This window comes from Frigoribacterium faeni (assembly GCF_011761235.1).
Classification (GTDB): Bacteria; Actinomycetota; Actinomycetes; order Actinomycetales; family Microbacteriaceae; genus Frigoribacterium; species Frigoribacterium faeni_A.
This window is the reverse complement of record NZ_JAAOYW010000003.1, coordinates 385,639-397,646: the sequence shown is the minus strand read 5'-3', so window position 1 is coordinate 397,646 and position 12,008 is coordinate 385,639. Positions and strand designations below refer to the sequence as shown.

Genomic DNA, 12,008 nt, shown 5'->3' with positions numbered 1-12,008 from the left:
CCCGCGCGTCCCGACGGTCGACGCGGCGGAGGCGACCGGCTGGGTGGACATGGTGCCCCAGTGTAGGGCGGGTGGTCACTCGAACCGGACGCCGCCTCGGCTGCTGCCGCCCCGTGGCAGGGCCTTCTCGACGGCCCGGCGCACGGTCTCGGAACGGTAGCCTCGACGCATCAGGTAGCCGTTGAGGCGACGCTCTGCCGTCGCACGGTCGAGGCCACGGAGGGACGTCGCCCGCTTGCGTGCCCATTCGTCGGCCCGGGCCTGTTCGTCGGCGTCGTCCGTCTCGGCGAGCACCGACTCGACGACGGCCGCGTCGATGCCGCGCGAGCGGAGCTCGCTCGTGACGGCGCCCCGACCGAGCCCCTTTCGCTCCTGCTTCGCCTGGACGAGGTTCTCGGCGAGCTCGCGGTCGTTCAAGAGGCCGACGCCCTCGAGGCGCGAGACCTCGTCGGCGACCACCTCGGGATCGAGGTCGCGCGAGGCGAGCAGCGACGCCATCTCGGAGGACGAGACGCCCCGACGGCTCAGGGCGTGCAGGCTGACGTTCTCGGCACGCGTGCGCTGTGCCTCGAGGTCCTCCGGGGGCTCGTCGTCACCGTCGTCGTCGTCGGTGACCTGACGACCGTGCCCCTGGTCACCCGACCAGTGCCCGCTGATGGCGGACAACGCGGCCGCCGTCTCGGCCACGGCGTCCCCGCCTGCCGGAGGATCGACGACCGTACGGCGAGCCTCGCCGTCGACGTCCCGGTCGGGCGAAGGGCTGCCGGGCGCACCGCTTCCGGACGCACCGCTGGCCGACGTGTCCTGCCGGCCCGCACCCTGCGACGGGTGGTCGGCCGAGGGAGGACCGTTGCGGTGCGGCCTGGCCCCGCGGACGCCGAAGAGCGGCGTCACGGGAGCCAGGTCGTCGCCGGCCTGCTCGTCGCGCGAGGTCATGCGCCCTTGCGGGCGGCGATCTTCGCCTCGATGGACTCGACCGGGGCCTCGACGGGCTTGGCCCCGCCGACGCCGAGCTTCGCCAGGATCTTCTGCTCGATCTCTTGTGCGACGGCCGCGTTCTTGATCAGGAAGTTGCGCGAGTTCTCCTTGCCCTGGCCGAGCTGGTCGCCCTCGTACGTGTACCAGGCGCCCGACTTGCGGACGATGCCGTGCTCGACGCCGAAGTCGATCAGGCTGCCCTCACGGCTGATGCCCACGCCGTAGAGGATGTCGAACTCGGCCTGCTTGAAGGGCGGCGCCATCTTGTTCTTGACGACCTTGACCCGGGTCCGGTTGCCCACCGCGTCCGTGCCGTCTTTCAGGGTCTCGATGCGGCGGATGTCGAGGCGCACCGAGGCGTAGAACTTGAGCGCCTTGCCGCCGGCGGTGGTCTCGGGGCTGCCGAAGAACACGCCGATCTTCTCGCGCAGCTGGTTGATGAAGATCATCGTGGTGCCGGTCTGGTTGAGGCCACCGGTGAGCTTGCGGAGGGCCTGCGACATCAGCCGGGCCTGCAGACCGACGTGCGAGTCGCCCATCTCGCCCTCGATCTCGGCACGGGGCACGAGCGCGGCCACGGAGTCGATGACCACGAGGTCGATGGACCCGGAGCGGACGAGCATGTCGGCGATCTCGAGCGCCTGCTCGCCGGTGTCGGGCTGCGACACGAGCAGGGCGTCGATGTCGACGCCGAGCTTCTTCGCGTACTCGGGGTCGAGGGCGTGCTCGGCGTCGATGAAGGCCGCGATGCCGCCGTTGCGCTGCGCGTTCGCGATGGCGTGCAGGGTGAGGGTCGTCTTTCCCGACGACTCGGGGCCGTAGATCTCGACGATGCGGCCACGCGGGATGCCCCCGATGCCGAGGGCGACGTCGAGCGCGATGGAGCCGGTGGGGATGACCGCCACGGGGGCGCGGTCGTCGCTGCCGAGGCGCATGACGGCGCCCTTGCCGAACTGTCGGTCGATCTGCGCGAGCGCGGTCTCGAGGGCCTTCTCGCGGTTCTCTGCTGAGGGCATGGTGACTCCTTCGTGGTTGATGTCCGTGCGCCTGTAGGCTGTCGCGTCGCGCTCGGCCCGGGGGCGGCGGTCTCGACGACAAGGCAGGTGCCCCCGCAGGTGCGGGAGCGGTGGAACGTCGTTGGGAGGACGCTACGACCGACCACCGACATCCGGAGGAGGACGGCCGATCAGCTGTGGAGCATCCGGACGACGACGCCCGTGTGGAGGAAGCTACCACTCTTCCGAACGCACGTTCGAACACATGCGACGGCGTGTCGAACGCGTGATCGCCGACTCGCTCTCGGCTGGGCGCCGCGCCTCAGCGTCGCGGCTCGGGCAGGCCCACGCCGTGGCGTCGCGCCACGGGCACGCCCTCGGCCTCGCACAGGGCCAGCCAGACGTCCCGGGGCGGTACGCCGCCGCCCAGGGCCTCGTCGGCGGTGCGGTCTCCCAGGGTGGACAGGACGAGGTCCCGCGTGACGACGCGGCCGTACGCCTCGCCGAACTCGTCGTCGACGGCCCTGCGGAACTCGCTCTTGCGCATCACCCGAGGGTACCCGGACGACGAGACGCCCCCGTCGCGTGACGGGGGCGTCTGGATCGGGCGGGCCCGACGCCCGCCGGAGCGGTGACGTCGGACCGTGCCTCAGCGGGCGATCAGGTCGGTGTCGAACTCGGCGACCATCTCGTCGGGCAGCGTGTCGGGGATCGGGTTCAGGCCCTCGATCACGGCCATGCGGTCGCCGACCTCGCGCATGATGACGGAGATGGGCGTCTCGAGCGCCTCGGCGACGGAGGCCAGGATCTCGGAGCTCGCCTCTTTCTGACCGCGCTCGACCTCGCTGAGGTAGCCCAGCGCGACGCTGGCCTTGCTGGCGACCTGCCGCAGCGTGCGGCCCTTCTGCAGACGGAAGTCGCGGAGGACGTCGCCGATTTCTTGACGGACCAGAACCATGGGACCCTCCTTGCGATCGGACAACCCACCATGACGGGATGCAGGGGGTGGGTGGGGAGCACTGCTGACGAGCTGGGTGCCACTGTAGCCAGCTGGCTCTGTGTGGCACTTGTGAACCCGGCAGATGTAACGAGACCGAAACCCCGGCTATTCCCGGGGCCCCGTGAGCCAGTCGTGCAGCATCGACAGTGATTCGGAGACCGTGGCCGAACGGATGGCCGCACGGTCGCCCTCGAGGGCGAGCCTCGTGACGCGGGTGGCGCCTCCTGCGCTCAGGGCGACGTACACCGTGCCCGGGTCGTGGCCGTCCTGCGGGTCGGGACCCGCGACCCCGGTGGTCGCGACGCCGACGTCGGCCGCACGCCCCTCGACCGCGAGGGCCGAGCGCACGCCCACGGCCATGGCGGTCGCCACGTCGGGGTCGACCGCGCCCCGGGCCGCGAGCAGGGACGCGGGGACGTCGAGCAGCTGGTGCTTGAGGGGCGTCTGGTAGGCCACCACTCCCCCGGCGACGACGGCGGAGGCGCCGGGCACGGAGATGAGCTCGGCGACGAGCAACCCGCCCGTCAACGACTCGGCGACGGCCACCGTCAGCCCCTGTCGGTCGAGCTCGCGCACGACCTCGGACGCCGTGGTCACGAGGTGCGGGAGTGCCGCAGGGCGACCCGCAGGTAGTCGGCACCCGAGACGAGGGTGGCGACGACCGCGGCGGTCATGACGACGGTGTTCAGCCCGTGCACCCAGTCGCCGAGCGGGACCCACAGGGGGAACAGCGCCAGGGTGACGGCGACGGCTTGCAGCACCGTCTTGAGCTTGCCGCCGCGCGAGGCCGGGATGACCCGGTTGCGGATGACGACGAAGCGGTACACCGTGATGCCGACCTCGCGGACGAGGATCAGGGCCGTCACCCACCAGGGCAGCTCGCCGAGGATCGAGAGCCCCACGAGGGCGCCCCCCACGAGCACCTTGTCGGCGATCGGGTCGACGATCTTGCCGAAGTCCGTGACGAGGTCGAGGCCGCGGGCGAGCATGCCGTCCAGGCTGTCGGTGAGGATCGCGACGACGAAGAGCACGGCCGCGGCGATGCGCAACGGCCCGCCGGCGCCGTCGTCGACGAGCAGCCACGCGATGAAGAGCGGCGCCATGAGGATGCGCACCACCGTGATCACGTTGGCGATGTTCGCCGTGCTCGCCGGGCCCGGGCCACGGCTCGCGAAGCGTCCCCGCCAGGGGAACGTCGCCGGGCGCGGGGTGTCGGGGGTCATCTCGTCGGTCACGTCAGTCCCTGCCGGTCAGGCCCCAGGCGTCGTCCGACCCCTCGTCGCCGTCGACCTCGTCGTAGCCCCGTGTCATGTCGGCGACGGGGTCGTCGCCGTAGTCGCCGGCGCCGAGCGCCGACGGAGCCGAGGAGGCGCCCGCCCCGCCCCGGGGCAGCTCGTCGCCCATCCCCCGCAGCTTGGCCAGCACGCCGGGCAGCTGCTCGTTCGTCACGAGCACGTCGCGCGCCTTCGAGCCCTCGGAGGGGCCCACGATGTCGCGCGACTCCATGAGGTCCATGAGCCGGCCCGCCTTGGCGAAGCCCACCCGCAGCTTGCGCTGGAGCATCGACGTCGAGCCGAACTGCGTGCTGACGACGAGCTCGGCCGCCGCGAGCAGCAGCTCGAGGTCGTCGCCGATGTCGCCGTCGATCTCTTTCTTCTCGACCACGGCCGCGACGTCGGGGCGGTAGTCGGGACGAGCCTGCCGGGTCACGTGCGCGACCACCTGCGCGACCTCGCTCTCCTGCACCCAGGCGCCCTGCACGCGCATGGCCTTGGAGGCGCCCATCGGCAGGAAGAGCCCGTCGCCCTGGCCGATGAGCTTGTCGGCGCCCGGCTGGTCGAGGATGACCCGGGAGTCGGTGACGCTCGAGACGGCGAAGGCGAACCGGGAGGGCACGTTGGCCTTGATGAGCCCGGTGACGACGTCGACCGAGGGCCGCTGCGTCGCCAGCACGAGGTGGATTCCCGAGGCCCGGGCGAGCTGGGTGATGCGCACGATGCTGTCCTCGACGTCGCGCGGCGCCACCATCATGAGGTCGGCGAGCTCGTCGACGACCACGAGCAGGTACGGGTACGGCTTGAGCGACCGTGCGCTGCCCGCCGGCAGCACGATCTCGTCGTTCACGACGGCGCGGTTGAAGTCGTCGATGTGCCGGAAGCCGAAGCTGGCGAGGTCGTCGTACCTCATGTCCATCTCCTTCACGACCCACTGCAGCGCCTCGGCGGCCTTCTTGGGGTTCGTGATGATGGGCGTGATGAGGTGCGGCACCCCGGCGTAGATCGACAGCTCGACCCGCTTCGGGTCGATGAGCACCATGCGCACGTCGGTCGGCTTGGCCCGCATCAGCAGCGAGGTGATCATCGAGTTCACGAAGCTGGACTTGCCCGAGCCCGTCGCGCCGGCGACGAGGAGGTGCGGCATCTTGGCGAGGTTCGCCACGACGTACCCGCCCTCGACGTCCTTGCCGACGCCGATCGTCATCGGGTGCACGCTCTTGGCCGCGGCCGTCGACCGCAGCACGTCGCCGAGCGACACGATCTCGCGGTCGGTGTTCGGGATCTCGACGCCGATGGCGCTCTTGCCCGGGATGGGCGAGAGTATCCGCACCTCGTTCGAGGCGACGGCGTACGACAGGTTCTTGCTGAGGGCCGTGACCTTCTCGACCTTGACGCCCGGACCGAGCTCGATCTCGTAGCGCGTGACCGTCGGGCCGCGGCTGAAGCCGACGACCTTGGCGTCGACCGAGAACTGACGGAGGACCTCGGTGATGGAGCGGACGATCTCGTCGTTGGCCTCGCTGCGGGCCTTCGCCGGGGGTCCGACGCTGAGCGTCGACGCCGCCGGCAGGCGGTACGGGGCGGCGGGCGAGTCGTCGACGTCGTCGAGCGAGGGCGGGGCGGGCTCGTCGTCGTCGACCGCGAGGAAGTCGGCGGCGACGTCGCTCTCGCCGGGCGCGGCGGCGGACGTGGTCGCCGGCACGGTCGGGAGGACGGTGGTGGCCGCCGTCGCGCCGCCGACACCGGCACCGGCACCGGCGGCGGCCGCGGCCGACGTCGTGGGGGCCGGCTCGTCGTCGTGCAGCGGCACGTCGATGCCGAACGAGCGCACCGCATCTTCGGCGGCGTCGAGGTCGTGCAGCAGGTCGTTCTGGAACACGTCGGTCGGGGCGTCCGACGCCGCCCCGGGGGCAGGCTCGTCCGCCCCGAGGGTCGCCCCGTGGTCGACGAACACGGGGCCGGCGGCACCACGTCGACGGGAGGCGCGACCACGGCGGTCGGCCCCGTCGCCCTCGGCGCCGCTCTGGGTGAGGACGGGGGTGTCGTAGGCGGGCTCTTCTTCGCGGCCGCTCTTGGTGCGGCGCCACCACGGCAGCGCGTCGGCGGCGTCGCCGTCGACCTCGGCCGTGCCCGCCGCGGCGGAGGCGTCGGCGGTGGTCTCGCCGAACAGCCACCGGTAGAGGTCGCCGAGACGGTGGCCGATGCGGTTCGGCGGCGTCTTGGTCATGATCAGCAGGGACAGCGCGAGCAGCACGACCACGACGGGCACGGCCACCCACTCGGTCGCGAGCGCCACGAGCCAGGAGGCGACGAGCCAGCCGAGCACGCCGCCGCCCGTCGCGAGGGCGCGCATGCCCTCGACGGCCTGCGGCTGCCCGCCGTAGATGTGGCAGAGAGCGCTGATCGAGACGATCATCAGGCCCAGCCCGATGCCGATGCGCGTGTTGTCGTGCACCGACGCCGGGTGCCGGAACAGCCAGCCGGCGAAGAGCACCATGATGACCGGCAGGGCGTAGGCGACACGGCCGACGAGACCGCCGAACGTGTAGGCGTCGAAGCCGACGGCGACGGGGCTCGTCGGGTTGAGCCACTCGACGACCGCGCCGGCGACGGCGAGCAGGACGAGCAGGAAGGGCACGCCGTCCCGGCGTTCGTCCCTGTCGAGGGACTCGCTGCCGAACAGCCGGAAGGCGCCGCCGGTGAGGTGGGCGAGGCCCATCCAGGCCGAGGCGAGCACGCCGGGCCCCTCGTCGACGGGCGCCGGCGGCTTGCCTGCGGGGAGCTTCTTGGTGGCCGCCGTCGCCCCGCGGGTCGCCGAGGCCCCCGCGGACGCGCCGCGGCCCGAGCGCGAGCGCGCGGTCGACTTGGTGGGCGTGGCCATGCCGTCGAGGCTACCGTCCGCCGCCGACGCCGACCGGAGGCGGTCGGCGCGGCGGACGGCCGCGGTGCGCTGGCCCTCAGTAGCGGATCGCGTCGATGACCTTGACCCTGACGGCCACGAGCGCCGGCAGGACCCCCGCCACGGCGCCGATGAGCGTCGCCGACCCCAGGCCCACCAGCGCGGCAGTGATCGGGAACGGAGGCAGGTCGTCGACAGACCCCTGCGCGATGAAGCCCTGGACCGTGCCGTTCTCGACGACGAGCACGGCGACCATGACGCCCACGACCCCGGCCACGACCGTGCCGGCGACGCTCTCGAGCATCACCGAGAAGAACACCCGCGGCGCCGTGGCCCCGAACGAGCGCCGGACGCCGATCTCGCGGATGCGCTGCCGCACCGTGACGAGGGCGATGTTCACGAGCCCGAGCCCGCCGAGCAGCAGCACCAGCACGCCGACCCCCGTCACGAGCAGCTTCACGGGCAGGAACGGGTCGGAGTCGCCGGCGAACGCCGCGTAGTCCGACCGGTTCACGTCGACCTGCACCTCGTCGCCGAGCGCCGCCGCCAGGTTGCCCTGGACCATGCCGCTGAGCTCGTCGCCCGACTCCGGCGGCAGCCACATCTCGTACTGCGGCGTCTCGACGTAGCCCGCCTGCGACGCGGGGACGAGGTCGCGGTCGTCCGAGGGCAGCAGGAACAGCGCCGGCGCCTCCCCGGGGTACTGGGCGGCGGTGACGCCGACGACGACCCCCGTCACCGAGTCGCCGCCGCGCAGCTGCACCGTGGGGTGGCCGGAGACCGGCGGACGGCCGAGCTGGTCCCACAGGGGCTCGTTCACGACGAGCGCCGGGGCCATCCGCTGCTCGTCGCCGTCGACGAACCACGACCCGTCGAGCACCGACACGCGGTGCATCTCGCCGTAGTCGGGATCGACGATCTGGGCCTGGACGTCGGTGAGCCCGACGGGCAGCTGCAGCGACCTCGTCGTGTACAGGTTCTCGGTGGACCACGAGACGTCGTAGCGCGCCATGGTCGAGCGGAACTCGTCGGCGAACTGGGCGGGGTCGAGCTCGGTCGCCCCCTGGCTGTAGGCCGAGACGGTGTAGGTGGCGGGGCGCCCGCCCGATCTCTCGGACGACTCGCGGGTGGACTGCTCGGCGAGGCTGCCGAGCCCCACCACGGCCGTGAGGGCCGCGACGGCCACGGCCACCCCGACGAGGCTGAGCAGCACCCGCAGCTTGTTCACGCGGAGCTCGGACCACGCCTCGACGAGCGCCCCGACGACGCCGGACAGCACGCCGTTCACGAGGCCGCGCCCGTGGCCGCGGGGACGAGGGCGGACGGCCCGGAGGGAGCCCCGCCCACCCGGGCGGCGGACAGGACGCCGGCGTCGAGCGAGTAGTGCCGTGCCGCCAGGCTCGCGACGGCCAGGTCGTGCGTGATGGTCACGAGGGCCGCGCCCGTCTCGGCCGAGATGTCGTCGAGGAGGCGCATGACCGTCGCCCCCGTCTCGATGTCGAGCGCGCCCGTCGGCTCGTCGGCGAGGATGACGCGCGGGTCGCGCACCAGCGAGCGCGCGATGGCCACGCGCTGCTGCTCGCCGCCGGACAGCCGGTGCGGCATCGAGTCGACGCGGTGCCCCAGCCCGACCTTCTCGAGCATCTCGGCGGCGATCGCCCGTCGTCGCCAGAACCGGCGCCCCCGCGCGTAGAGCAGCGGCGTGACGACGTTCTCGAGCGCCGTGCGCCCCTGCAGCAGGTTGAACTGCTGGAAGATGAACCCGACCTGCTCGCCCCGGAGGCGGTCACGGGCGCCCGAGCGCATGCCGCTCACGTCGACGTCGCCGAACAAGTGCGTGCCCGTCGTGGGGGCGTCGATCAGCCCGAGGATGTTCAGCAGGGTCGACTTGCCCGAGCCGGACCGGCCGACGATGCTCACGTGCTCGCCCTCGTCGACGACGAGGTCGACCCCGCGGAGGATGTCGAGGGTCGCGTCGTCGGCGAGGGGCACGGTCTTCGTGACGCCCTCGAGCCTGATGAGCGCCATCAGCAGTAGACCTCGCCGGTCGTCGGGTCGACGCAGCCGTCCTGCGGCGCCGCGGCGCCCGGCACGAACTCGAGGACGGAGTCGCCCTCGACCAGGCCCCCGGTGACCTCGACCGAGGTGCCGTCGTTGATTCCGAGGGTGATCTCGCGCTCCTCCTGCGTGCCGTCCGCGCCGACCACGGTGACGATGCCCTTGCCCGCGGCGCCCTCGACGGCGGTGAGGGGCACGGTGAGCACGTCGGTCGCGACGCCGGCGGGGATGGTCAGCTTCGTCGCCAGCCCCGCGAACACCGTGACGTCGCCCGGCACGGCGCAGGTGACGGACTGGCCGGAGCCGCCCGAGGCCGAGACGTCGCCCTCGGCGGGGGCGGCCGCGTCGCCGCCGCCGCCGACGGTGAGGCCGGTGCACGCGAACGGGGCCGGTCCGCCCTGGATCGACGCGGTCCCCTCGGTCGGCCGGCTGACGAGGCGGTACAGCTGGTCGGCCGCCAGCGCCCCGGTGACGTGGAACGTCGGAGGCGCCACCTTCGCGACGGCGTCGCCCACGGAGACCGCCTGGTCCTTGATGACGGGGAGCTCGGTGACGGTGCCCGCCGCGGGCGACGTGACCACGGCGGTCTTGACGATCGGGGCGCGCTCCGTGACCGTGCCGTCGGCCGAGACGAGCGCCTCCTGCGGGGTCTCGGACCGGAGGGACGCGATCTGGTCGCCGGCCGCGACGGCCTGGCCCTTCTCGACGAAGACCGTCACGACGGTGCCCGCGAGGGTCGCCGGCACCGTGGACGGCGCGTCGGCCTGGACCGTGGCGTCGACCGTCACGTCGTTCGTGACGATGCCGACCGCGACCGTGACCTGGGGCTCGACGGCCTCGCCGGTCGGGACGGCGACGGAGCCGGTGGCCGCGTCGGGTGCCGCGAAGAACGCGAGCTTCACGAGGGCGACGGCGATCACGAGGAAGATCAGGATGCGGAGGATCGGGAAGATCCAGGTCTTGGCCACGCGCACGGGCGACTCCCCCTTCGGAGCAACGGACGGAACGTCAACACCCTAGGAGCGGCAGGACGACGGAGGCCTCAGTCGCCGGGATGACTTCCCGACGGCCGAGGCCTCTCGTGCGGCGGGGTCAGGCGCTGATGACCACCGGGACGATCATGGGGCGGCGGCGGTGCTGCGTGGCGACCCAGCGACCGACCGTGCGGCGGACCACCTGGCTGAACTGGTGCGTGTCGCGCGTGCCGTTGCCGGCCGCCTCGAGGAGCGCGGCGACGATCTTGGGGCGCACGTCGTCGAAGACGCGGTCGTCCTCGGCGAAGCCGCGCGACTGGATCTCGGGGCCGACGACGGCCCGGCCGGTGGTCGGGTCGACCGCGACGAAGACGGAGATGAAGCCCTCCTCGCTGAGGATCCGCCTGTCTTTCAGGTCGGCGTCGGTGATCTCGCCCACGGTCGAGCCGTCGACGTACACGTAGCCGAGGTCGAGCTGGCCGACGACCGTGGCGACGCCGTCCTTGAGGTCGACGACGACGCCGTCCTCGCCGAGGATGGTGTTCTCGGCGGGCACGCCCGTGAGCTCGGCCAGGGCGGCGTTCGCGAAGAGGTGGCGGTGCTCGCCGTGCACGGGCATGACGTTGCGCGGGCGGAGCACGTTGTAGCAGTAGAGCAGCTCGCCCGCCGACGCGTGGCCCGACACGTGCACCTTGGCGTTGCCCTTGTGGACGACGCGCGCGCCGAGCTTGGTCAGGCCGTCGATGACGCGGTAGACGGCGTTCTCGTTGCCGGGGATGAGGCTCGACGCGAGGACGACCGTGTCGTCCTGTCCGATCTCGATCTGGTGCTCGAGGTTCGCCATGCGCGCGAGGACGGCCATCGGCTCGCCCTGCGACCCCGTGCTCATGTAGACGATGCGGTCGTCGGGGAGGTCCTTGGCCTTCTTGGCGTCGATGAGCACGCCCTCGGGCACCCTCAGGTAGCCGAGGTCGGCCGCGATGCCCATGTTGCGGATCATCGACCGGCCCATGAAGGCCACCCGCCGACCGTTCGCGTGCGCGGCGTCGAGCACCTGCTGCACGCGGTGGACGTGGCTCGAGAAGCTCGCGACGACGACGCGACGCGGAGCGCGGCGGATGACGTCGTCGAGGACCGGGCCGATGTCGCGCTCGGGCGCCGTGAAGCCCGGGACGTCGGCGTTGGTCGAGTCGGGCAGGAACAGGTCGACGCCCTCCTCGCCGAGGCGCGCGAAAGCCCGGAGGTCGGTGATGCGGTCGTCGAGCGGCAGCTGGTCCATCTTGAAGTCGCCCGTGTGCAGGACGAGACCCGCCGACGTGCGGATCGCGACGGCGAGGGCGTCGGGGATGGAGTGGTTGACGGCGACGAACTCGAGGTCGAACGGGCCGAGCGTCTCGCGGCCGCCCTCCTTCACCGCGAGCGTGTACGGGGAGATGCGGTGCTCCTTGAGCTTCGCCTCGATGAGGGCGAGCGTCAGCTGCGAGCCGATCAGCGGGATGTCCGCGCGCAGGCGGAGCAGGTACGGCACCGCGCCGATGTGGTCCTCGTGGCCGTGGGTCAGCACGACGGCGAGGACGTCGTCGAGCCGGTCGCGCAGGGGCGAGAAGTCGGGGAGGATCAGGTCGACGCCCGGCTGGTGCTCTTCGGGGAAGAGCACGCCGCAGTCGACCACCAGCAGCTTGCCGTCGATCTCGTAGATCATCATGTTGCGGCCGATCTCGCCGAGGCCGCCGACGGGGACGATCCGCAGCGTGCCGTCGTCGAGGGTGCGCGGGGTCTTGATGGTCGTGGGCATCTCGTCCTTCGGATCGGAGCGGGACCCGAGCC

Annotated in this window: 11 protein-coding genes; all 11 read right to left on the bottom strand. The window is 72.3% G+C overall.

The genetic code is table 11. The features are described 5' to 3' along the window. Positions 1-75: 75 nt before the first annotated feature. The 11 genes from FHR78_RS13980 to FHR78_RS13930 all read right to left on the bottom strand — a co-directional run bounded on the left by FHR78_RS13980 (position 76) and on the right by FHR78_RS13930 (position 11,976). A complete protein-coding gene (locus FHR78_RS13980; RefSeq protein WP_166761125.1) occupies positions 76-936 on the bottom strand; it encodes a regulatory protein RecX in 861 nt (286 codons plus the stop codon). Then, positions 933-1,994 carry a recombinase RecA gene (gene recA, locus FHR78_RS13975; RefSeq protein WP_166761124.1) on the bottom strand — a complete coding sequence of 354 codons (1,062 nt, stop codon included), beginning with the start codon at positions 1,992-1,994 and terminating at the stop codon, positions 933-935. Before recA ends, FHR78_RS13980 begins: the two co-directional genes overlap by 4 nt. Positions 1,995-2,295: 301 nt before the next feature. Then, positions 2,296-2,520, bottom strand: a complete 225-nt coding sequence (locus FHR78_RS13970) for a DUF3046 domain-containing protein (RefSeq protein ID WP_166761123.1) — start codon at positions 2,518-2,520, stop codon at positions 2,296-2,298. A 102-nt stretch (positions 2,521-2,622) separates the two neighbouring features. After that, complete coding sequence (locus tag FHR78_RS13965; RefSeq protein WP_166761122.1) at positions 2,623-2,931, bottom strand: helix-turn-helix domain-containing protein; 309 nt, start codon at positions 2,929-2,931, stop codon at positions 2,623-2,625. Between the two features lie 147 nt (positions 2,932-3,078). Further along, positions 3,079-3,570: a nicotinamide-nucleotide amidohydrolase family protein gene (locus FHR78_RS13960; protein ID WP_166761121.1), complete on the bottom strand. Its 492-nt coding sequence runs from the start codon at positions 3,568-3,570 to the stop codon at positions 3,079-3,081. Then, positions 3,567-4,196 (bottom strand): CDP-diacylglycerol--glycerol-3-phosphate 3-phosphatidyltransferase, encoded by a 630-nt coding sequence (pgsA, locus tag FHR78_RS13955; protein WP_166761201.1) that lies wholly within the window; start codon positions 4,194-4,196, stop codon positions 3,567-3,569. Before pgsA ends, FHR78_RS13960 begins: the two co-directional genes overlap by 4 nt. A 13-nt stretch (positions 4,197-4,209) precedes the next feature. Then, entirely contained in the window at positions 4,210-7,131 is a 2,922-nt protein-coding gene (locus FHR78_RS13950) for an FtsK/SpoIIIE family DNA translocase (RefSeq protein ID WP_166761120.1), read from the bottom strand. Between the two features lie 76 nt (positions 7,132-7,207). Beyond that, the gene (locus FHR78_RS13945) at positions 7,208-8,437 is read right to left on the bottom strand and encodes an ABC transporter permease (protein ID WP_166761119.1); all 1,230 of its coding nucleotides are present in this window, start codon (positions 8,435-8,437) and stop codon (positions 7,208-7,210) included. Continuing rightward, a complete protein-coding gene (locus FHR78_RS13940) occupies positions 8,434-9,177 on the bottom strand; it encodes an ABC transporter ATP-binding protein (protein WP_166761118.1) in 744 nt (247 codons plus the stop codon). The genes FHR78_RS13945 and FHR78_RS13940 overlap by 4 nt, the downstream gene beginning before the upstream one ends. Then, a complete protein-coding gene (locus FHR78_RS13935; protein WP_166761117.1) occupies positions 9,177-10,175 on the bottom strand; it encodes a biotin/lipoyl-binding protein in 999 nt (332 codons plus the stop codon). Before FHR78_RS13935 ends, FHR78_RS13940 begins: the two co-directional genes overlap by 1 nt. Before the next feature lie 124 nt (positions 10,176-10,299). Next, a complete protein-coding gene (locus FHR78_RS13930) occupies positions 10,300-11,976 on the bottom strand; it encodes a ribonuclease J (protein ID WP_166761116.1) in 1,677 nt (558 codons plus the stop codon). Positions 11,977-12,008 lie beyond the last annotated feature (32 nt).

What these genes read in the sequence shown, in the direction of transcription:
- FHR78_RS13980 (WP_166761125.1), bottom strand. Translation starts at nt 936, where the DNA reads ATGACCTCGCGCGACGAGCAGGCCGGCGACGACCTGGCTCCCGTGACG.
- recA (WP_166761124.1), bottom strand. Translation starts at nt 1,994, where the DNA reads ATGCCCTCAGCAGAGAACCGCGAGAAGGCCCTCGAGACCGCGCTCGCG.
- FHR78_RS13970 (WP_166761123.1), bottom strand. Translation starts at nt 2,520, where the DNA reads ATGCGCAAGAGCGAGTTCCGCAGGGCCGTCGACGACGAGTTCGGCGAG.
- FHR78_RS13965 (WP_166761122.1), bottom strand. Translation starts at nt 2,931, where the DNA reads ATGGTTCTGGTCCGTCAAGAAATCGGCGACGTCCTCCGCGACTTCCGT.
- pgsA (WP_166761201.1), bottom strand. Translation starts at nt 4,196, where the DNA reads ATGACCCCCGACACCCCGCGCCCGGCGACGTTCCCCTGGCGGGGACGC.
- FHR78_RS13950 (WP_166761120.1), bottom strand. Translation starts at nt 7,131, where the DNA reads ATGGCCACGCCCACCAAGTCGACCGCGCGCTCGCGCTCGGGCCGCGGC.
- FHR78_RS13940 (WP_166761118.1), bottom strand. Translation starts at nt 9,177, where the DNA reads ATGGCGCTCATCAGGCTCGAGGGCGTCACGAAGACCGTGCCCCTCGCC.
- FHR78_RS13930 (WP_166761116.1), bottom strand. Translation starts at nt 11,976, where the DNA reads ATGCCCACGACCATCAAGACCCCGCGCACCCTCGACGACGGCACGCTG.